This is a genomic window from Mesobacillus persicus (genome assembly GCF_900109925.1).
In the GTDB taxonomy this organism is placed as follows: Bacteria; Bacillota; Bacilli; order Bacillales; family Cytobacillaceae; genus Mesobacillus_B; species Mesobacillus_B persicus.
The window spans coordinates 446,754-467,815 of record NZ_FOBW01000002.1; the positions used below are offsets into that span (position 1 = coordinate 446,754).

The window sequence follows — 21,062 nt, forward strand, 5'->3', positions numbered from 1 at the left end:
GGTAAAAAATAAATCTATTTAAAACACTAAAGGTGTTTTAACCATGGTTAAGATGAAGCTTTTTCCTCAATTAATTCAATCAGACGGTCTTTGGTCGTCGGGCCTGTAAACCTCTCGACTACAATTCCATCCTTATTGATGATAATCGTGTCAGGCTGACCTACGACGCTATACTCATTCGATGTTTCTTCTTTTGTATCTAAAAGATAGAGAAGTTTAGAATTACTTTCGCTAATGTATTTCTCCATCCTTTTCTTCGATTCACCTTTGGCAATGATGATTAGTTTTGCATCTTCGTACTCTTTTCCAAAGGCTTCAAGCTCAGGTGCTTCGTCGATACACGGCTGACACCATGTGGCGAAAAAGTTCAATACAACGGTTTGGCCCTTAAAATCTGACAATTTATATGTTTCGCCGTGGATATCCTTTAGTTCAAAATCAATTGCCACGTCCCCAGGGTTAGCGGAAACTTTTTCACTAAGGCCATTCATGAGAAAGCCGATAACCCCGATAGCAGCAATAATGACGAAAATCGGTACAAGCTTCTTCCCCATCCTCTTCACCTGCTTTTTAAATTTCTGAATTCCATTCCTCTAACTGCTTGATTTCCTTTTCAATCTGCTTTTGACGTTTGCCAAGAATCACCATGTATACCGCAAGTAAAGTAAAAATAGCTGAATAGCCCATTAATAGATATGTCATTTGTAGTTCCTCCTAAGTTTTCGTCATTGTTTTTGTCTAGCTCCGCTTTTCTTTGTCCAGCTCTGCCTCCTATCTCCTCGGGGCATAAGCCACTCCCAGGATGAAGGCAAAGGACGCCTTCTTCCTGGGCGCGTCTTAGGCCTGGGGAGATGGACAGTCGGCTCCGCTTTTCTTGTCCAGCTGCGCCTCCTATCTCCCCGGGGCATAAGCCACTCCCAGGGTGAAGGCAAAAGACGCCTTCTTCCTGGGCGCGTCTTAGGCCTGGGGAGATGAACAGTCGGCTCCGCTTTTCTACTTAACTAGCAATTTTATTGATTACGTTATTTTTTGCCTTTTTAATCACTTCACGCATTTTTTCAATTTGTGCTCCTTTGCGCAATAAAAATACGTAAAGGATGGTGATTGTAAAGAGGCTGAAGAACATGGTGGCTAGCATTTCCGGTTCCATTCCACCACCTGTTTGGTCTTTCCCTTCTCCAAAGACAACTGGATGAAGCTTTGTATTCCACCAACGGGTAGCCATGAAAACGATTGGTACATTTATCACGCCGATAATTCCAAACACAGAAGATAATTTTGCAATTTTCTCCCATGACCCATCCATTTTTCGAACAAAGAGATAAGCCACGTAAATGAACCAAAGGATTAATGTGGTGATTAATCTAGGCTCCCATGTCCACCATGTATTCCAACTCGCTCTTCCCCAAACCATCCCAGTCGTGAGAGCTAGTGTCGTAAATAAAACACCAATCTCTGCTGATATACCCGCATAAATAAAACGTTCCATTTTAGGCTTGATCAAGGTCAGCACGCTAAAAACACCTACAACGAAGAATGCTAAGAATGCAACCCACGCTGTGCCAACATGAAAGTAAAAGATTTTTTGAACCTCACCCATCATTCTCTCAACAGGTGACCAGATAAAAATGAGATATAAATTAATGAACATTGCTGGAACCAGGATATAAAACAGGATCCGGTCTATTGGCCCAGAATTTTTAATTTTAATCATCATGACCCCTCCATAATAAACTCAAATAATAGTAGACAAGCTGCAAAAAACAGTAGATCATAAGCGGACATCAGTTGAAGCCAAGCAATTGCATTTTCTATGTTTTCGTTTTCAAGTGCAATTCTAGTTGCCTGAACTGCCGCAATCATAAGCGGACTTAGTAACGGGAGCAACAAAACTGGAAGCAGCATTTCACTATTCTTTGCATTTGCCGAAAGAGCAGATAGAAACGTTCCCACGATGATGAACCCAAGCGTTCCAGCTAGTATAATAAGTACGAACCATAACAACGATCCGGTAAACCTGTAATTAAACAACACGAACAAAACTGGAATACTGATTAGCTGAACGATGGTCACAATCGTAAAGTTGGCTAATACCTTCCCAAGGTAGATGCTAGCTGCGTCAATCGGTCCAGATCTTAAGCCAGTTAAGCAATCATTTTCCTGTTCTGATGTAAATGATCGATTTAAGCCGAGTATCCCTGCGAATACCGTTATTACCCATACTAGCCCTGGGATAACCGCCTTTACTGCATTATTGGTTGGATCGAATGCAAAGCTGAAGACAAGAATCACAAGGGCTGCGAAAATCGCCATCATGCTGATTGTTTGTTTCGTCTTGAACTCACTTCTTAAATCTTTCCCGGCAATGGTAAGTGCATCTGATAAAACCGTCATCATGCGCCCATCACCACTTTCTCATACCAGTCCTTCATTTCAGCTAGGCCCATTTCTCCGTTAAGTTGGACTGTATCGACAATCTTCCCTTTTTTTAGAATCGCCACTCGGTCCGCTAGGGTATGAACCTGTTCAAAATCATGGGAAATAATGAGAATAGAAGTTCCAGTTTTCTGCTTTTCTTTTATGATTCGGTTTAAAAGTGCTACCGCTTCTTGGTCAAGACCTGTATGTGGTTCATCTAGCATAAGGATTTTAGGTTCGGCCAGTAGCACCCGAGCAATCGCTAGCCTCTGCATCATCCCTCTAGAAAAAGAACGAATAGGAACATCTCGAAACAGATATAAACCTACTTCTTTTAAGAGCTCTGTTGATTTGCGGTCAATATCCTTTACTTTGTAAAGCTTCCCATAAAACCTTAAGTTTTCCAGTGGAGTCAAGTTGTTGTAAAGAAATGATTCATGGCCGAGAAAACCTATTTTTTGCTTGATGGCTGCTGATTTTTTTTTAACGACCTCTCCATCAAGAATGATCTCTCCACCAGTAGGCTGTAGTAATCCCACAGTACATTTGAAAAATGTACTTTTCCCTGCACCATTTGGCCCAACAACTGCGAGGGTTTCTCCCTCTTTTAAAGAAAGCGTTATATTCCGAAGAATCAACTTATCGCCAAGCATTTTAGTAATCTTTTTTAGTTCGAGCATGGTCTCCAACTCTTTCATAAGGTAAATTGGTGTAACTCTTCCTTTGTTTGTTCGAGATGTTTTTGAAATACTTTTAACTTCTCTTCATATTGCTCCTCAGGTATGTTATTCTGCGCACGACGTAGTTCGAGTTCGGCCATTTGTTTTTCAATCACATTCTTTTTCGTCAACAAATGTTTAAAACGGTCTTCCTCTACATCTGGCTGAGGTACGACAACTTGTTTTCTCTTAAAATAGATGACTCCTAATAGAATGATAGCTAGGAAAAACAAGGTATAATGCGGATTAAGTTCCCGTACTCCTGGTGTTCCGTACCAGAAACTGATTAACCATTCTGGATGGTATGCGGGAAGGCCACCCATTATATTCTTCCTTTCTGCTTTCTCAGCTTTTGAAGTTCACGAAGTAGCTCGAGCTCAGCTTCCTCTGTGTGCGAAGCAGGATTTACTTTGCCTTTTGGTTTGCTCTCATGCTTCATTAATTCGGCTGCAAGCAATTGATACTGTTCTTTTAATTGAAGAAAGTCTTTTTCTTTTATCTTTTTCATTAAATAATCCATTTCAAGTTCATTTACAGCTCCATATACCGAATCAAGGGTAAGCGTTCCATCCCATTGTTCAAATCCGGAATCTGTTCCCCTATTTGTTGAAAAGAATGGGGCAACGATAAAATAAAAACATGTGAGAATAATCGCAGAACCTGCTAGTAAATAAACAATTTCCATCATCCCAACAACTCCTTTTAACCTTCATGCTGAAGGAGATTTAAGCCATTCCTTAAAAATGCTTCCTTCGTTCTTCCTCAAACATCTGCTCAGCAATCTCTTTTTCAGCTTCCGATTCCCATTTGACTTGAGGAGAATTTTGATTATTTGTTCCCTTGCCTTTAACTTTTTTCAACCAAGCAGCCACGATTGCAATCCCACCGGCTAAACCTGCAAACGGCATTCCCCAAGCAATCCAACCACTTTTATCGGTAGCTGGAGTTCTCAAGGCAGCCTGACCATATTCATCAATATACGATTGAAGTACTTCTTTTTCTGACATGCCACTGTTAAGCATTTCTAAGACTTCTTCGTAATACAATTGTTTCACGCTACAGCTTGATAGTTCATCTTCAGCATGCCCCTGCATATCTAGCTGTTTAATGACATTTTGAAACTCCTCTGAGTTCTCTGTGAACGCAGCCGACGATGCATTCGGAAGCACGAATAAGAGGATCAGAGCTGCTAGTACTATCCTTTTGCTCATGTATTATCACCTTCCTTGCCTTAAAGGATCGGTCACACGAGTAGATGTTGGTTTACCGCCAATCAGTGCAAAAGCGGTTCCGATTACCATAATGATTCCGCCAATCCAAATCCAGGTGACAAATGGATTTACCTTAACTTGAAGTGTCACTTTGTCCCTGTTTTCCCAAGAACTAAGAACCACGTAAAGGTCCTCTGTAAAGTTGGTTTTAATCGCCACTTCTGTTGAAGGTTCTTCCCAATTTGCATAAAATATCTTCTCTGGATGAATGGACCCAGCATCTTTCCCTTTATAAACAATTTCGAGATCTGCGGCCACGATGCCATTCCCGTTTTTCGTTACTTCAGTTAACCCGTTAAAGGTAAGATCATAGTTTCCTATTTTAATATTTTCACCAGTCTCTACTGTTTTTAGTACTTCCTCGGAATATGCGTGGGAAGCAATTACTCCAATTGCAATGATGGCAATCCCGATATGGACAATGTATCCCCCATATCTTCTTTGGTTTTTTCTAGTTAACTTGTAAACTGCCTTTAGTACATTTTCCTTCGTAGCTTTCATCCGAGCACGAGTACCTTGGACAAATTCCTGAACATGGGTAGCAAACATGAAAACAGTGGACGCTAAACCAATAATGGCAAAGGCTCCTTTCACTCCCATTAAAATTAGAATAATCGCTGATACAATCCCTGCTATTAACGGCCAGATCGCATTTTTCATAAACCTTTCTACTGTTGCTTTTTGCCAAGCTATTAATGGACAAACCGCCATTAAAAGAATTAATAACAGCAAAATTGGCGCCATTACGGAATTAAAATATGGTGGACCAACATTGATTTTTGTTCCTGTTACAGCTTCAGAGATAAGTGGATACATTGACCCCCAAAACACAGCAAACGCACCCGTAACAAGAATCAAGTTATTTAATAGAAACGAACTTTCTTTTGAAAAATAAGTTTCAATTGGGATGCTGTCTTTTTTTATTAACTGATATCTAGTCGTTACAATATAGATGGACAACAACATCATGAAAGCCATGAAGATCAGGAAGTACGTGCCTAATGGACCACTTCCAAATGCGTGTACACTTGTTAAAACTCCGCTTCGGACAAGGAAAGTCCCGAATAGTGTTAGGATATAAGAAAGGATGATTAAACTAATGTTCCAAGTTTTCAGCATTCCTTTTCGCTCTTGAATCATAACTGAATGGAGGAAAGCTGAAGCAGTCAACCATGGAAGGAAACTTGCGTTTTCAACAGGATCCCATGCCCAGTAGCCGCCCCATCCAAGTTCAAGATATGCCCACCAACCGCCAATGATATTGCCTAGAGTTAGGAATAACCAAGCAGTGATTGTCCAGCGTCTTGTTAGCTTTATCCACTCGGCATCCACTCTTTTTAAAATCAATGCTCCGATTGCAAAAGCAAATGGTACAGCCAACCCTACATAACCTAGATACAAAGTAATTGGATGAAGTACCATCCCAGGGTGCTGCAACATCGGATTTAAGCCTTTACCATCTGCTGGGACGACTTCTGTCATCGCAAATGGGTTGCCACCGATTACCATTACGGTGAAAAAGAATAAAATATTTAGCAAGAGTATAATTGAAACATAGGGCATCAATGGGTTTCTTTTTTCTTTTGAATACACCAAGATCCCGGCATAGATACAAAGTAATACAGTCCACAACAGCAAGGAGCCAGCATTACCAGCCCAGAAAGCCGTAAGCTTATACACCATAGGGAGATTCAGACTAGTGTAGGCTGCCACATATTCAAACTGAAATTGACTTGATCCTAGGAGATAAAGAAGTAAGAAGGAAGCTAGTAACGAGACGAAGACAAGTGATAGCACTCCACCTCTGGCACTTTCAATCCATTTATTGTTTTGTTTCTTTATTCCAATTATGTTTGCAATAATTGCGTACGCTGCAATCGCAATTCCTAAATATAGTGTTATGTTCCCAATCAAATACATTCGGATAACCACCCATCTGTTTTATTCCTGCGAGTCATTGAAGATTTCCTTATGCATTTCACCATCATAATTCTCCATATCTTCCCCTTCATATTTTGAAGGACATTTCGTCAGTACTGTTTCAGCTTCAAAAACACCATTCTCACCAATAAAACCTTCAACGATAACAATGACATCATCTGTGAAATTATCTGGTTGTACTCCTTTGTAGAAGATTGGTAAGGCTAGTTCATTTTCGTCCATGATCTCAAAGCGAAGTTCAATCTTATCCGCATCCCATTGGACGGATTCTTTATTTAACAAACCTTCAGTCATAATGTAATCACCCTCAAATTTATCAGAGCCATTCACAACTTCAGAAATCGTAATTTCTTTACTTCCTGCACTTGGCATCGAGGAAAAGGCCATGATGAAAATCGCGACTGCCATAAGGGAAAGAGCAGTAATAATTTTTTTATTTTTTGATGACATTTATTTTTTCCCTCCTACACTTTTTAGTAATTGGTTGTACTCTTCTTCTGAGATGCTTCCATCAAGTAGCATCGTCCGGAGTTTTGCTTTTTTTATGTCGGTCGTAGATTCCTTTGTCGCCGTTTTTCTTTTCTCCACCCTGTTTGTTGATTTTTTCCTGAGGAAGAACATCAGGAAACCTGCAGCTAATACGCTCACGCCTCCGATTACTGACACAATCATCCATACCGGTATTTTTTCTTCGTTGTTTGTAGAGGTTCCTTGCTTTGCCGTCCCCCCTGCCATTTCGTCCATAATTTCACCAGTTGTTCTTTCCTCAGCTCTGTCATATTCGAGTGTAATCGTTTTTTCTTCTCCCGGTTTCATTCCTTGTGACATATAGATGAACATATTCATGTTATAACTGTTTTTTTGGTGAGACTCCGCTTCGGGTTCTAGTTTAAACTTTTCCGTTTTGAGGGGTTCTACAAAGATTAGGTTCATCAACCCGATATCAGCAAAACTTTCGAAATGATACTCAAGTGTATTGCTTTCTTTTCCTTCTTTGATGCCGTCTGTGTAATATTCAACAACAAATCGGTAGAGCTCTTGTGGCTGTATTTCTTCACTCGTAGTCCAAGAAATCGTACCTGTCTTTTTATCGAGTTCATACTCAATCTCATTCATTTCAGATAAATCTCTGGAATAATCAGCAACGAAACCAAGCTTAAAGCCTTCCTCCTCTACTGGGAGTGGGATTTCAATTTGACCTTTTTGTGGCTGGTCACTATTGTTGATCAATGCGCCGTGATAACCAACAAGCAATGGTGGGTTATCCTGTTTTTTATCATCTGGGTGATAGGCGAATTCCGGCATCACTTGAATAGTTAATTCCTCCATTTGAAGTGGGTTACTTGTACTTTCGGCTTTTGCTATCGCTGGCATGAAAGTCAAAAGGGTGAATATAATCGGCCAAATTAGCGCCTTATTTCTCATTTTGAACATCCTTTCGATCGTTTTTTACTTTGTGTCTAACTCGTGAACTCTTTCACAAGCGTAGTTGTCTTGAGCCGAAATGGTTCCTTAACCAATGGAGGGTGCCTATTCTAGCTCTAACCTAACTATTGTAAAACTTTTAACCCTCATAATTACCGTAACAATGATAAAGGTTTAAGAAGAAATTCTATACTCTATTTAAACCATTTCCAAGATACCGCCAGCTGTGACGAAAATCACGAAATAATTCTCAGATTTAACCGTTTTGTGAACAGGGGTAGTCTAGAACGAAACGTTAAAACTTTGTCACATTTTAGAAAAAAAAACCTCATTTCAAAAAGAAATGAGGTTTTCCAAATTACTGGAAGGTGCCACCAAACTTTTACCTGGATTGTTCTGGTTCGGGGTGAAATTTTGATTTGACTGGTTGTCCGCCGGTTTTCTCATATTTGCGTTTTGCTTCTTTTACTGGATCATGATCGGTCCCTAATTCGATATCCTGATTGTTGATTCCATTGCGCGTTTTTTGCTCAGGGTTGTTTTGTTTGGAACGTTTTTTCATGATATCTCCTCCTTTAATGATCAAGCAGAATCATATTACTTTGCACTTGTTGGAGCTGGAGTCGCATCCGGTGTAATTGTTCACGCTGCTGTCCATTGCAACTTAACGCAAGCTTGGAGATATCATTATAAGCTTGTTCTAATTGTTGTAAGCTCATATCAAATGAAGCATCTTCGTAGTGCTCTTGTTTGCTTGCCTTAATATACTCCTCGTGGGCATTTCTGATTGCATCTTCACATTGTTGGATATGTTCCTCAACTGATTGACGCGTTGCCAATGAAAAGCCCTCCTTTAATTTTAAGATGGAATTTTCTTTGCCCTACCTGACCTCACAAGATTCCACTTGCATTACAGTGAAGCACAATTGCTTCACTATTATTTTGTTCATCTTTGCTCTTCCTATCACGATTCGAGGTTGTATAATGCTTCCATACTCATGATTGTCGTTGGATAAGGTCAACCTTCGTGTTACAATGCCTTTGATAACTAATTAACTTTACAATATTGGAATTTTTAATGGAGGTACTACTTTGATACAATCCAATCCATTCTTATATGCAAGTGATAACAAACGTTACCATACGTGGAACTATCACTTGCGCCAACACTTTGGTCATAAAGTGTTTAAGGTAGCACTTGACGGCGGTTTTGACTGTCCGAACCGTGATGGTACGGTTGCCCATGGTGGCTGTACATTTTGTAGTGCAGCTGGTTCTGGTGACTTTGCTGGAAGTCGGGCAGAAGACCTTGAATCACAATTTTTAACTATTAGGGAAAAAATGCATACAAAATGGAAAGATGGTAAGTATATGGCTTACTTCCAAGCTTTCACAAATACTCATGCCCCGGTAGACGTCCTGAGAGAAAAGTACGAGACCGTTCTGAAGCAGGATGGTGTTGTTGGCCTTTCCATTGCAACAAGGCCGGATTGCCTCCCTGATGAAGTCGTTGAATACCTTGCAGAATTAAATAAAAGGACGTATTTGTGGGTCGAACTTGGCTTGCAGACCGTACATCAACGAACAGCAGATTTAATTAATCGCGCTCATGATTATCAATCTTATGTTGAGGGTGTTAAAAAGCTGCGTAAACATAATATTCGCATTTGTACCCACATTATCAATGGTCTGCCACTTGAAACTCCCGAAATGATGATGGAAACGGTGAAAGAAGTGACGAAACTGGATGTTCAAGGCATTAAAATCCACCTGTTGCATTTGCTAAAAGGCACTCCGATGGTGAAACAGTATGAGAAGGGAATGCTTGAATTCCTGTCTTTTGAGGAGTATGTAAAATTAGTCTGTGATCAGTTGGAAGTATTGCCACCTGAAATGATTATCCATCGTATTACTGGTGACGGACCTATTGAGTTGATGGTTGGTCCAATGTGGAGTGTCAATAAGTGGGAAGTTCTGAATGCAATTGATGCCGAGCTAAAGCGGAGAGATAGCTGGCAAGGTAAATACTATGTTAAGGAACTGTCAGGAGCTCTGGAATGAAGCTTGAAAGAATACTCCCATTTGCTAGAACTCTTCTCGAAAAGGCAGTAAAGCCAGGAGATATTGCTGTTGACGCTACCGTTGGCAATGGTCACGACACATTGTTCCTATCTGAGCTTGTCGGGATTGGTGGGAAAGTATTTGGATTTGATATTCAATACGAAGCCATTGAATCATGTAAAAATAAATTAAATGACCGAAATCTTCACGAGCGTGTTACCTTGTTTCAACAAGGACACGAAAATGTGAAAGAATGCCTACCAGCCAATCTTCATGGAAAAGTGACGGCAGCTATTTTTAATTTAGGCTACCTTCCAGGTGGCGACAAAAGCATTGTTACTACTCCAGAGACAACCATTGAGGCAGTAAATCAACTGCTTGAAATCATGGCTCCTGAAGGCATCATTGTCATCGTTATTTATCATGGCCATCCAGAAGGACAAACAGAAAGAGACCATCTGCTCGAATACATCGAAACCTTAGATCAAAATGAAGCCCATGTTTTGAAGTACCAATTTCTTAATCAACGGAATAACGCACCTTTTATTGTTGCTATAGAGAAAAGATAAGCTTTGCTAACTCCTTTAAATAGCAAGGGGACATTCCCTTGCTATATCGCTTTTAGGAAGTTAAAAATCATTTCCGCCTTCTTCGTAGCGTTTTTTTGTAGGTATGAATCTAATAGGCGGAGAATTTCCGGTTAATGTATATAGAGGAAGCTAAAAAGCGAAAATAAGCGGAGAATTTCCGGTTAACTGCTCTAAATAAGCTATAATTCAAAGATTTGGATAATATAAGCGGAAAAACTCCCCTTAATTCAAGGGAAATATGGGTATTTCCCGATTTAGCCGGAAATCTTCCGTTTATTTTCATCCCCTGTCAAATCACCACCAAAATACAGCAGAGCCTAACCTTAATTTTTTCTGTATATCATCCCTAATTTACCCCCACATTTTAATATAAAAAACCCTCCAAAATTATGAAAAAAACCCTTTATATAAACAAAAACAGACCTCCAAATCACTTACATTTTGAAGGTCATTTTGTATTACATTTTTAATGTTTGCGATAATTAACGGAACCCGTTACAAAAAACTGGTCCTTTTCCATTGGCTTTCCTCTTATTTAACGAAAGCTTTAGCCAAACCGACTCTAGGCATCCACTTTTGCAAAGTCCGGTAAGCTCTCCCATTTAAATAAAAGAAAAAGCTGATGGGTCCCGCGCTTTTGATCATATCTTTTGCTAGTTTTTTTACACCTTGTTGACTGCGAATCTTTTCATCCGATAGATACACCCCGAGTAACCCCCTATTAATTAGTTTGTGGAAGTTTCTATGAGGAAGTTTGGCCGTATAGTGATCGGCATTCGCAATAAAATGTTTCATCCGTTTGAAAAGAGCTTCTTCATTTTCATAATAAAAGCAAAAGTTTAGATCTCCCTCTTTTCGATCCTCTTCTTGGTCAATAAAATAATCCAATAAGATATGTAGCCCCTGGATGTACGGAAAATATCCATTTCGAATGATTTCGGCAAATTCTGGTTTAAAGTCATCTCTAAGCGCGTACGAAACGAGACAAAAAATTCCAAGAGTCGAACCAGTACAGGCAGAAAATTCATACCATTGCATGTCGGTATCAGGTAATTCATTACGATGATGGTTAAACCAGTTCTGTAGCCTAGGTACTCTTTCACTCAATTCGACATGCTTATGAATCTGTAAATCACAATAATATCTACACAGTTCCAATAAATGTCCAGCAATATCTTCGTAATTCTCTAGTTGGTGTAGCTCTTCTCTGCAGGTGAGCACTAGCTCAATTAGATAACCTCCGTCCTCTTTATCTGGCCGCTCACGATAATAATCCCGAAGCTCTCCCTTAATAGATAACGCATCCTCCATGGCCTCATGTAAGGCAGAAAAGTCACTTGCATCCAGCGAAGTACTGCGATCACATAAATTGTCTAGGTAATCACTAATGGTTTGATAGGCCACAATAAAACGAGTTGCCCGTTGATAATTTCCCAACGCAACAAGACTCATGATTGAACCCCCTTCACAATGGAAGGTTTTATCGTCAATACTAGCCAATGCTTGTTTTCTTAATTCCTCATTCGGTATCGACTCCGCTTTCTTCTTCCAATAAAGGAGCTCTCGATGGACTTGTGGCAATACTTTACGGTAAACGCGGTACATTAAACTAACAGGCATTTGGGGAATCGACGTCATTAAATTCTCCTCTCTTAGTAAACATATCCAATAGCTTTTAATTGGCTTATCGCAAAGTCTAAAGCGTATTCGAACACTTCGTTTCGCTCCGGTTCATTAAAAATTTCATGGTAATACTTAGACCATTCCTTATAACGTTTTTCTGAAGATGGAACGTGGTTAAACCATTCTTTCACTTTCTTCTTATCAACAATCTTATCTTCACCACCCTGCATGAGCAGCAGCGGGATATCTTGGGTGTTTTCAATTTTATCAAAGGAATCAGAGATCGCTCCGATTAGTTCACGATACCATCTTACGGATACCTTTGTCACAAATAAAGAGTCCTTTGAGTCAGCCTCGATGACGTCTAAATTCTGTGTGGCTTGATTGACTGATATGCCTGGATCTATTTTATAAGTTGGCAAAACCTTACTAAATAGCGCAACTTTCTTTGAGGGCTGGTGAATTAGCCCTAAGCTTGGAGAGGATAGAATGACCCCTGCTAGGTCTAGGCGTTCTTCCTGTAGGAGCCTAATTGCAATGAGACCTCCCATGCTGTGTCCTAAAAGAAAGACAGGAAGATTGAAGTCATATGCTGCGTGTATCCACTCTCTTACCTCTTCAAGGTATTCATTAAAAGAATCGATATGACCTCTGTTATGTCTTGAAGTCATTCCTTGTCCAGGAAGATCGTCCATAATAACATGAAAGCCTGCAGACTGCCATTTTTCAATTAGCCAGCCATACCGGCGATGATGTTCAAGTTCACCATGAATCATCACCACTACTGCTTTTGCCTCTCCTTCCGCTTCCCACTTCCACATGATTCTTCCCCCTATTTTGTACACTATATTGAGAACTATAATATATAATGAACAAAAAAGGGAAGATTATTAATTTGCTTCGACTAATATGCCAGCCCCTTTATGATTAAAATTAATGAGGAGAGTGTACAGATGATCTATCCATTCAACGGAAAAACACCTAAAATAGCGGCTTCTGCCTTTATTGCTGACTATGTAACAATAACCGGAGATGTTGAAATCGGCGAAGAATCAGGAGTATGGTTTAACAGTTCCATTCGTGGAGATGTGGCACCAACAATTATCGGCAATAAGGTCAATATCCAAGACAATTCTGTTTTGCACCAAAGCCCTGGAAACCCTCTCATTCTTGAAGATGAGGTAACCGTCGGACATCAGGTCATATTACATAGCTGTATCATTCGTAAAAAAGCACTAATTGGGATGGGTTCGGTCATCCTTGATCAAGCAGAAATAGGCGAAGGGGCTTTTATAGGAGCCGGAAGCCTTGTTCCACAAGGCAAAAAAATCCCTCCTAACACATTAGCTTTTGGCAGGCCCGCAAAAGTCGTCCGGGAGCTAAATGAGGAAGATATAAAGGACATGGAGCGTATCACAAGAGAATACGCCGAAAAAGGTCAGTATTATAAATCCCTTCAAATGGATGATCGGGCAGCGAAGTAAGTAGGTTAAGGAAAAATAAAAGAAGGCAGAAACGTTATTATTGATAACGTTTCTGCCTTTTTCATTTTCCTCATGCATTCTACGATTAATTCGTCTGTAAAGACTTCTTACGCAATAACTCTTCGTCGAAAGAGTATTTTTTTTCAACATAGACGTCATGCCAAAGCATGAACATTAGGACGGTCCATATCTTTCTACTGTTATCGGCTTTATTTTGACAGTGGTCCTCCAACAGGGTTAGTACGTATGATTTATTAATCAAGTGGTCTGTATTGCTTTCTTTAATTAACGTCTTCGCCCAATCATTCATTTCATTTTTAAGCCAATGACGAATTGGCACTGGGAAGCCAAGTTTCTTACGAGTTAGAACATGGTCAGGTACGACACCCTCTGCCGCTTTGCGTAAAATGTACTTGGTTGTACCATTTGCTGTTTTCAGGCTTGTTGGTATCTTAGAAGCGACATCAAAAACAGCCTTATCTAAAAACGGTACACGCAGTTCTAAGGAGTGCGCCATAGTCATTTTATCTGCTTTCAAAAGGATATCTCCGCGCATCCAAGTATGAATATCAATGTACTGCATACGGTCAACCGGGTCATACCCTTTACTTTCTGTATAAAGAGGTTTGGTCACATCCGTGTAATGCAGTCCTTGTTGATAAACATTCAGTAACTTGCGTTTTTCATCTTCAAGGAACATCTTCGCATTCCCAATATAACGTTCTTCCATCGGTGTTACACCACGTTCAATGAAGCTCTTCCCTTTCATTCCTTCTGGCATAATTCTCGAAAGAACTTTTAAGAGTGATTTTAAAATCGAAGGAATCTTATTAAAAATTTCAAGGTCCTGTGGTTCACGGTAGATATTATAGCCACCGAATAACTCATCTGCCCCTTCTCCTGAAAGGACAACCGTTACATGCTTACGGGCTTCACGGGCAACAAAATAGAGCGGTACACATGCTGGATCAGCAAGTGGATCATCCATATGCCACATAATCTTTGGCAACTCCGCGATATATTCTTCTGGCGAGATCACATAGCTAATATTTTCTAAGCCAAGTTTATCAGCCGTTTCTTTGGCCACATCAATCTCACTGAACCCGTTATTTTCAAATCCAACAGAGAATGTTTTAATCCCCGGATGATATTCTTTAGCAATCGAAGCAATGATAGATGAATCAATCCCACCTGAAAGGAACGAGCCAACCGGAACATCACTGCGCATATGAATTTTCACAGAATCATATAACACATCTCTAATTTCTTTTGTAAACTCATCTTCAGACTTATTAACTGGTTGAAAATGAGCTTTCCAATAACGGCTAACCTGCATTGGGCTACCAATTTTTTTAGTAAAATAATGACCTGGCTCAAGCTTTTGAATACCTTTTGACATCGTGTTTGGCTCAGGTACAAATTGATAAGTTAAATAATGTTGAAGTGATTCGTAATCTAGTACATCATTCTCTAATGCAAGGAGGATGCTCTTCTTTTCTGAAGCGAAAAATGTTTTTTCGCCATCATCAAAATAAAAGAACGGTTTAATTCCAAACTGATCCCGTGCACCGTAAAGAATCTGCTCTTGTTTGTCCCAGATAACGAACGCGAACATGCCTCTCAACTTCTCTACTGCCTTTTCCTTAAGGTGGCTATAAAGAGCGATAATGACTTCTGTATCAGAGTGTGTTGCAAACTCTAAGCCTTGGTTGATCAACTCTTCTCGGAGCTCTAAATAATTATATATTTCTCCGTTAAAAATAATCCAGTAACGCTCATTTTCATAGGTCAATGGTTGTGAACCACATTCAATGTCAATGATGCTCAAACGGCGGAAGCCGAATTGGATATTTGAATCATAGTAATACCCTTCGTCATCAGGTCCTCTATGAGTAATAAGACTATTCATATTTTTAAACAGCTGCTTTTGTTCACTGCTGTAATTTTGTGCATTTTCATGTACACAACCGATAAAGCCACACATTATGTACGTCACCTTCTCCATAATAATTAATATTTCATAGTATCCTTCGATGAGGACTGTTTTCACTAATTTTATTCCACTAGATAAAGCGGCGGTTGCTTTCCGCTCCTGGCGCTCAGCGAACAGCGGGGCGTGCGGTGAGCCTCCTCGTCGCTTCCGCTCCTGTGGGGTCTCACCTGTCCCGCTGCTCCCGCAGGACACTGAATGGCTCCCTCGATTATGCCCACGCACGAGAAAATGCGTACTTCATTTTCGAGGAGTCAAGCGCCATCCGCTCCAACCAACCGGTTTTATCCAAAGTTTATAATGAAAAACCTCATTAACTTAGAAAACAGCTTTCACCAAAGACTTTAAAACATATTTTCTATACTATCATAAATCTTTCATTTTGCATGTTTGGCAAAAAAAATAGTTTTTTTACATATGTTTTACATTTTTAACAAGACACAAACGTTTATAAAGGGTGAAATCAAAACAGGAGTTACATTAAAATGTAACTCCTGTTTTGATTTGATTAAACTTGTGCCTGTTCACGAAGTGCGTCGGCTTTGTCCGTGAATTCCCAAGGCAGTTCAACATCCGTACGTCCAAAGTGTCCGTAGGCAGCTGTCTTCTTATATATTGGCCTACGAAGATTAAGCATATTGATAATTCCTGCAGGGCGAAGATCGAAGTTTTTAGAAACAAGATCTATCAACACATCTTCACTTACTTTTCCGGTACCAAATGTATCAACAGAAATTGAAACAGGCTTGGCCACACCAATCGCATAGGCAAGTTGAACTTCTACTTTATCAGCAAGACCAGCTGCAACAAGGTTCTTCGCTACATAGCGAGCAGCATAGGCAGCGGAACGGTCTACTTTTGTAGGATCCTTACCGGAGAATGCTCCTCCACCATGGCGTGCATAACCCCCATAGGTGTCCACGATGATTTTTCTACCTGTTAGACCGGCATCCCCTTGAGGTCCACCAATAACAAATCGACCAGTTGGATTAATAAAGTATTTCGTATTTTCATCAATTAGTTCATTTGGCACCACTGGATTGATGACATGTTCTTTAAGATTACGCTGGATTTGCTCAAGAGTAACCTCTGGGTGATGCTGGGTTGAGATAACAATCGTATCAATTCTAACTGGCTTGTCATTCTCGTCATATTCAACCGTAACCTGAGTTTTTCCATCTGGACGAAGATAAGGAAGGATTTCGTCTTTACGTACTTTCGTTAAGCGGCGGGAAAGCTTATGCGCCAATGAAATGGGTAAAGGCATCAATTCCTTTGTTTCATTACAAGCGAACCCAAACATTAACCCTTGGTCTCCTGCTCCAATTGCTTCAATCTCTTCATCCGACATTAGCCCTTCACGTGCCTCTAGAGCTTGGTCAACTCCCATGGCAATGTCCGCAGATTGTTCATCAATTGCAGTTAAAACAGCACATGTTTCAGAGTCAAATCCATACTTCGCACGAGTGTAACCAATTCCCTTAATCGTTTCACGAACGATTTTGGGAATATCGACATAAGTAGAAGTAGTGATTTCTCCTGCAACCAGTACGAGTCCGGTCGTAACAGATGTTTCAGCTGCTACACGGGCATTGGCATCCTTAGCTAAAATTGCATCCAGAATTGCATCTGAAATCTGGTCACAAATTTTATCAGGATGTCCTTCTGTAACTGATTCAGAAGTAAACAAACGGCGTCTTGTTGACATCTGATTTCCTCCTAATAATTCTAAAATAACGTGAGCCTCATTTAGGAGCTCTCGGATTGATACGGTACTCATTCCCTATGTAGTATGAAATAAATACTGAGCTTTTATGAGAAAAATACGCAAAATAAAAACCTTTCCTACTTAGAGGGAAAGGTTTAAGAAGTAAATTAGCGCCTTTCGCTCTTATCGATCAAGGATCAATTTCCTTGCGTCAGGTTAGCACCTTGTTAACGAGCATCTCAAAAATCCTCAAATAACAGGTTGCTGGGCTTCATTGGGCCTGTCCCTCCACCAGCTCAGGATAAGAGTATCCGTTCAAAACCCAATCATACGCAACGCGAATTTTATTGTCAATGGATAAATCGGTAAAAATAAAGTTTTCCTAGAAAGAGCCCATTTAGTGTCAAGGAAAGTTAATTTTTATAATAATTAGAATAGACTAATACAACAAATGTGTTATACTATTTATAAAAGATGCGTATGCTTTCACACCATTAAAACCTATAAAAAGGAAGGTATTCATCAAATGAACGATGTGAGGATTAAAAACGAAGTGTCTCAACTGCTACAGGGAAATAATATTAAAACTCAACTATCTGTACCACAGCTGGTTGAAAAGGTTCTCGCCAGAAACGAAGGATTGTTAACTGCAACCGGAGCTATTTGTGCGACAACTGGTAAATACACGGGAAGGTCACCAAAGGATAAATTCATCGTTAACGAGCCTTCCGTGGCGGATAAAATCGATTGGGGAACCGTGAACGAGCCAATAGCGGAGGAAGTGTTCACGAATCTGTACACAAAGGTTCTTCAATATTTAAAAGAAAAAGATGAAGTCTATGTGTTTAAAGGGTTTGCCGGAGCTGATAAAAAGCAGCAGCTGCCAATTCAGGTCATCAATGAATTCGCTTGGCACAATTTATTCGTCCATCAATTGTTTATTCGCCCTAATGAAGAAGAACTTGCGAATCATGAAGCAGATTTCACTGTGATATCCGCCCCAGGGTTTAAAGCTGATCCTGAAGTCGATGGAACGAAGTCTGAAACATTCATTATCATCTCCTTTGAGCAACGTGTAATCCTCATCGGTGGTACTGAATATGCAGGAGAAATGAAGAAGTCTATCTTTTCTGTTATGAATTACTTGCTCCCTGAGAATGGAATCCTTCCAATGCACTGTTCAGCTAATGTCGGACGTGAAGGTGATGTTGCCTTGTTCTTTGGATTATCAGGTACTGGTAAAACGACCCTTTCTGCTGATGCAAATAGGCGCTTAATAGGCGATGATGAACATGGCTGGTCCACTAATGGGGTTTTTAATATAGAGGGTGGCTGTTACGCGAAGTGTATTAATCTATCAAAAGAAAAAGAACCACAAATTTATGATGCCATCCGTTTTGGCTCTGTTCTTGAAAATGTCATTTTACACGAAGAAAGTCGCATACCTGACTATGATGATGGCTCATTAACTGAAAATACGCGTGCAGCGTATTCTATACAAGCGATTGAAAATATTGTGGACCCGAGCATAGCTGGACATCCAAACACAATCGTATTTTTAACTGCTGATGCCTTTGGGGTCTTGCCACCAATCTCAAAATTGACAAAAGAACAAGCGATGTACCATTTCCTTAGTGGGTACACGTCAAAATTGGCTGGGACAGAACGAGGAATCACTTCACCAGAAGCAACATTCTCAACTTGCTTTGGCTCTCCATTCCTGCCTTTACCAGCAACCACGTATGCCAAAATGCTGGGTGACAAGATTGACGAATACGGTTCAAGAGTGTATCTAGTTAATACCGGTTGGACCGGCGGAGAGTATGGTACAGGGAAAAGGATGAATCTTGCTTATACACGTGCAATGATTCAAGCAGCCCTTGAAGGGGAGTTAAATCACGTAGAAACGGTTAAGGATGAAATCTTTGGTCTTGATATTCCATTGCATGTTCCGGGTGTTCCTGATGAAGTTCTTCAGCCAATTAAAACTTGGTCGGATGAAGAGGCTTACTTGACTAAAGCCCGTGAGCTTGCTGAACAATTCCGTGAGAATTTCAACAAGTTTAACAATCTACAAACAGATATTGCAGCAAAAGGCGGTCCTATTGTCTAATGCTTTAATTGTGAAAGGAAGAGGTCATTTCTGAAATGATACCTCTTCCTTTTTGTCATACATACATCTTCGGTCCTAATCTATAAAAAAGACATGCTCCGTTGGACATTTTTGGTTTACGAACTAATGATTGGAGCGGAAGGAGCTTGATTCTTTTAAAATGATCTGCACACGTTCTGGTACGAAGAAGAAGTTATTCTTTGTGTTGCGGGAGAGGTTAACAGGTGATACCCTGGTCAAATCATACAGACTAGGAATGATTGTCTCCCCTGGAGCACCAAGACGCTTTATTGGTGAGCTTTTCCAGCCTTTTCGTTCAACTTAGGGTACCAAGTCGCCTTATTGGTGACCTTTCTCCCGCTTTTTCTTCCAAGTTAGGGCACCAAGTCGCCTTATTGGTGACCTTTCTCCCGCTTTTTCTTCCAACTTAGGGCACCAAGTCGCCTTATTGGTGACCTTTCTCCCACTTTTTCTTCCAACTTAGGGCACCAAGTCACCTTATTGATGACCTTTCTCCGTCTTTTTAACCTACTTAGAGGACCAATGAAAAGCGGAAGCCACCCCTTAGATGATTTCTCATCGTTTCTTGCCTTACTTGATTGAAAGAGCAAAAAAAATAAAAGATGCCCGCAGGCACCTTGTTAATTTGTAGAATTTAGAGATAATAGCTGATAAATGATAACCGTTTTAGTTCCGCTCCATTCGAGTTTTTTGATGATTGCAGTTCCACTTGATTCTCCTTCAATCATCTTTTTCACTTCAAGAGGAATATCAATCGGGTACAGCCTATAGCCATCTTTTTGTAAGCGAAATAAGTTTTCCTCAAGCCTTTCTTCACGGCCCTTTGTGACAATCATTGTGTTAAGCTCTAATGGCATCCCCATATGAAATGCACTCCTTCCAGGATTCTCACCTTAATCTTATCACTTTTGACGAATCATTTTCATCCAATTTGTTAAATCTTTTACAACTTGCCTATTCACCTTTGGAGGAAAATAATGTGTATATTGTGCAAAATACCAGCTTGTTACCGACTTGTCCAATTCCTTTAGCCGTTTTTCCAGACGATAAGAATGTTCAACTGACACATTGCGATCTTGCTCACCATGGATAATTAAAACAGGTGCTTGAATCTGATTTATCTGATACAGCGGAGTCCGATGACGATATCGACTTGGAAACTTCATCGGGGTCCCCCCAATAACTCTTTTCATCATTTTTCTTAGGTCTTTTCTTTCCAAGTATGTTAAGGACATATCACTTACGCCCCCCCAGGTGACAACAGATGCTGCTTCAGGATATTCGATTGCTGTTAACAAAGCCATTACCCCACCCCTAGAAAAGCCAAAAATATGAACTTGTTTCACTTGGGGTAACGCTTTAAGTAGCTCATAACCTGCAAAAGCATCATGTCGATCTTCACCAGCAAAATCCTCGTTTCCTTCTCCCCCTCGGTTGCCGCGATAAAAAGGAGCAAATACGATAAACCCCTCTGAGGCAAACTGAGCAATTCTCGCTGGTCTCACTTGCCCAACATTCTTAATTCCTCCGCGCAAGTATAAGAATCCGTCATGTGTATTTTCACTAACTGGTGTTGCAAGCATTCCCTTAACTTTTAAGCCATTAGAGTAATAAGTAATGATATGTAAATTCACATTGGGGTTCGGGGAAGGAAATTTGTATTTTTCGACCACTTTACCGTTATTCAATATGACACCT

General features: G+C 40.2%; 23 protein-coding genes and 1 riboswitch. Of the genes, 4 read left to right on the forward strand and 19 right to left on the reverse strand.

Translation table 11 applies throughout. The features are described 5' to 3' along the window. Window positions 1–47: 47 nt before the first annotated feature. The 13 genes from BMX30_RS04830 to BMX30_RS04890 form a co-directional block, all read right to left on the reverse strand. A complete protein-coding gene (locus BMX30_RS04830; RefSeq protein WP_090741728.1) occupies window positions 48–554 on the reverse strand; it encodes a TlpA family protein disulfide reductase in 507 nt (168 codons plus the stop codon). Window positions 555–570: 16 nt separating this feature from the next. Next, the gene (locus tag BMX30_RS04835) at window positions 571–702 is read right to left on the reverse strand and encodes a CcmD family protein (RefSeq protein ID WP_090741729.1); all 132 of its coding nucleotides are present in this window, start codon (window positions 700–702) and stop codon (window positions 571–573) included. Between the two features lie 295 nt (window positions 703–997). Further along, window positions 998–1,714, reverse strand: a complete 717-nt coding sequence (locus tag BMX30_RS04840) for a cytochrome c biogenesis protein (protein ID WP_090741731.1) — start codon at window positions 1,712–1,714, stop codon at window positions 998–1,000. Beyond that, window positions 1,714–2,397 carry a heme exporter protein CcmB gene (locus tag BMX30_RS04845; RefSeq protein WP_090741733.1) on the reverse strand — a complete coding sequence of 228 codons (684 nt, stop codon included), beginning with the start codon at window positions 2,395–2,397 and terminating at the stop codon, window positions 1,714–1,716. Before BMX30_RS04845 ends, BMX30_RS04840 begins: the two co-directional genes overlap by 1 nt. Next, complete coding sequence (gene ccmA, locus BMX30_RS04850; RefSeq protein ID WP_170843794.1) at window positions 2,394–3,098, reverse strand: heme ABC exporter ATP-binding protein CcmA; 705 nt, start codon at window positions 3,096–3,098, stop codon at window positions 2,394–2,396. Before ccmA ends, BMX30_RS04845 begins: the two co-directional genes overlap by 4 nt. Window positions 3,099–3,112: 14 nt before the next feature. After that, a complete protein-coding gene (locus tag BMX30_RS04855; protein ID WP_090741737.1) occupies window positions 3,113–3,460 on the reverse strand; it encodes a hypothetical protein in 348 nt (115 codons plus the stop codon). Beyond that, window positions 3,460–3,825 carry a hypothetical protein gene (locus tag BMX30_RS04860; protein WP_090741738.1) on the reverse strand — a complete coding sequence of 122 codons (366 nt, stop codon included), beginning with the start codon at window positions 3,823–3,825 and terminating at the stop codon, window positions 3,460–3,462. Before BMX30_RS04860 ends, BMX30_RS04855 begins: the two co-directional genes overlap by 1 nt. Window positions 3,826–3,874: 49 nt before the next feature. Beyond that, on the reverse strand, window positions 3,875–4,348 hold the full coding sequence (locus BMX30_RS04865; RefSeq protein ID WP_090741740.1) for a cytochrome c-type biogenesis protein CcmH: 474 nt from the start codon (window positions 4,346–4,348) through the stop codon (window positions 3,875–3,877). A 6-nt stretch (window positions 4,349–4,354) separates the two neighbouring features. Next, the gene (locus BMX30_RS04870) at window positions 4,355–6,328 is read right to left on the reverse strand and encodes a heme lyase CcmF/NrfE family subunit (RefSeq protein WP_090741742.1); all 1,974 of its coding nucleotides are present in this window, start codon (window positions 6,326–6,328) and stop codon (window positions 4,355–4,357) included. A gap of 21 nt (window positions 6,329–6,349) precedes the next feature. Next, the gene (locus tag BMX30_RS04875) at window positions 6,350–6,799 is read right to left on the reverse strand and encodes a cytochrome c maturation protein CcmE (RefSeq protein WP_090741745.1); all 450 of its coding nucleotides are present in this window, start codon (window positions 6,797–6,799) and stop codon (window positions 6,350–6,352) included. Continuing rightward, a complete protein-coding gene (locus BMX30_RS04880) occupies window positions 6,800–7,774 on the reverse strand; it encodes a hypothetical protein (RefSeq protein ID WP_090741746.1) in 975 nt (324 codons plus the stop codon). A 382-nt stretch (window positions 7,775–8,156) separates the two neighbouring features. After that, a complete protein-coding gene (locus tag BMX30_RS04885) occupies window positions 8,157–8,336 on the reverse strand; it encodes a glycogen biosynthesis protein GlgD (protein ID WP_090741748.1) in 180 nt (59 codons plus the stop codon). 13 nt (window positions 8,337–8,349) lie between these two features. Further along, entirely contained in the window at window positions 8,350–8,613 is a 264-nt protein-coding gene (locus tag BMX30_RS04890) for a YtzC family protein (protein WP_090741750.1), read from the reverse strand. Between the two features lie 253 nt (window positions 8,614–8,866). On the opposite strand from BMX30_RS04890, the gene mnmL reads away from it, so the two are divergent. Both mnmL and mnmM read left to right on the forward strand, forming a co-directional pair. Next, window positions 8,867–9,835 (forward strand): tRNA modification radical SAM protein MnmL/YtqA, encoded by a 969-nt coding sequence (gene mnmL, locus BMX30_RS04895; RefSeq protein WP_090741752.1) that lies wholly within the window; start codon window positions 8,867–8,869, stop codon window positions 9,833–9,835. Continuing rightward, window positions 9,832–10,404 carry a tRNA 5-(aminomethyl)-2-thiouridylate-methyltransferase MnmM gene (gene mnmM / locus BMX30_RS04900; protein ID WP_090741755.1) on the forward strand — a complete coding sequence of 191 codons (573 nt, stop codon included), beginning with the start codon at window positions 9,832–9,834 and terminating at the stop codon, window positions 10,402–10,404. The genes mnmL and mnmM overlap by 4 nt, the downstream gene beginning before the upstream one ends. A gap of 552 nt (window positions 10,405–10,956) precedes the next feature. On the opposite strand, the gene BMX30_RS04905 is transcribed toward mnmM, so the two are convergent. Continuing rightward, window positions 10,957–12,063 (reverse strand): tetraprenyl-beta-curcumene synthase family protein, encoded by a 1,107-nt coding sequence (locus BMX30_RS04905; RefSeq protein WP_244532503.1) that lies wholly within the window; start codon window positions 12,061–12,063, stop codon window positions 10,957–10,959. A 14-nt stretch (window positions 12,064–12,077) separates the two neighbouring features. Next, window positions 12,078–12,869, reverse strand: coding sequence for an alpha/beta fold hydrolase (locus tag BMX30_RS04910; RefSeq protein ID WP_090741756.1), 792 nt, complete (start codon window positions 12,867–12,869; stop codon window positions 12,078–12,080). Between the two features lie 132 nt (window positions 12,870–13,001). Here BMX30_RS04910 and BMX30_RS04915 point away from each other — a divergent pair, with 132 nt between their 5' ends. Then, a complete protein-coding gene (locus tag BMX30_RS04915; protein ID WP_090741758.1) occupies window positions 13,002–13,532 on the forward strand; it encodes a gamma carbonic anhydrase in 531 nt (176 codons plus the stop codon). A gap of 85 nt (window positions 13,533–13,617) precedes the next feature. Here the strand turns inward: BMX30_RS04915 and asnB are convergent, their stop codons facing one another. Both asnB and metK read right to left on the reverse strand, forming a co-directional pair. Next, window positions 13,618–15,516: an asparagine synthase (glutamine-hydrolyzing) gene (asnB, locus tag BMX30_RS04920; RefSeq protein ID WP_090741859.1), complete on the reverse strand. Its 1,899-nt coding sequence runs from the start codon at window positions 15,514–15,516 to the stop codon at window positions 13,618–13,620. Between the two features lie 514 nt (window positions 15,517–16,030). Further along, window positions 16,031–17,230: a methionine adenosyltransferase gene (metK, locus tag BMX30_RS04925; RefSeq protein ID WP_090741760.1), complete on the reverse strand. Its 1,200-nt coding sequence runs from the start codon at window positions 17,228–17,230 to the stop codon at window positions 16,031–16,033. Between the two features lie 180 nt (window positions 17,231–17,410). Then, window positions 17,411–17,538: riboswitch (SAM riboswitch) on the reverse strand. A gap of 218 nt (window positions 17,539–17,756) precedes the next feature. Between metK and pckA the strand changes: the two genes are divergently transcribed. Beyond that, a complete protein-coding gene (pckA, locus tag BMX30_RS04930; protein WP_090741762.1) occupies window positions 17,757–19,343 on the forward strand; it encodes a phosphoenolpyruvate carboxykinase (ATP) in 1,587 nt (528 codons plus the stop codon). 641 nt (window positions 19,344–19,984) lie between these two features. Here pckA and BMX30_RS04935 read toward each other — a convergent pair. Continuing rightward, complete coding sequence (locus BMX30_RS04935; protein ID WP_090741763.1) at window positions 19,985–20,227, reverse strand: DUF2584 domain-containing protein; 243 nt, start codon at window positions 20,225–20,227, stop codon at window positions 19,985–19,987. Window positions 20,228–20,266: 39 nt separating this feature from the next. Continuing rightward, a complete protein-coding gene (locus BMX30_RS04940; RefSeq protein ID WP_090741765.1) occupies window positions 20,267–21,052 on the reverse strand; it encodes an alpha/beta hydrolase family protein in 786 nt (261 codons plus the stop codon). Between the last annotated feature and the right edge of the window lie 10 nt (window positions 21,053–21,062).